This window comes from Pseudoalteromonas sp. 120-MNA-CIBAN-0494, assembly GCF_040308885.1.
GTDB classification, from domain to species: Bacteria; Pseudomonadota; Gammaproteobacteria; order Enterobacterales; family Alteromonadaceae; genus Pseudoalteromonas; species Pseudoalteromonas nigrifaciens.
In genome coordinates, this window is the sequence record NZ_JBEOOE010000180.1 from 1 (window position 1) to 260 (window position 260).

1 protein-coding gene is annotated in these 260 nt (G+C 46.2%); it reads left to right on the forward strand.

The window, feature by feature from the left end:
* On the forward strand, window positions 1-260 hold a 260-nt coding region (locus tag AAEY55_RS18440; RefSeq protein WP_407072715.1), incomplete at both ends, for a hypothetical protein.

The window sequence follows — 260 nt, forward strand, 5'->3', positions numbered from 1 at the left end:
CTGAACAAACGACTGAAACACCAGCAGAGAGCGTTATCACTCAAGCGACTGAAGTAACAAACGTTACGACTACTGAGCCAGTTAACACCGACACGACTGATGTCGCTGAAGGTAAAGCGGAAGCAATTGAAGCCGACGTTAACACTAACAGTGAAACTGTCGTTGCTAACGCTGATGTTGCCAATGAAACGGATGAGTCAAGCACTGACACTGAAGATACCGCATCAGAAAATGAAACCGATGACACCAAAGCTGAAGGT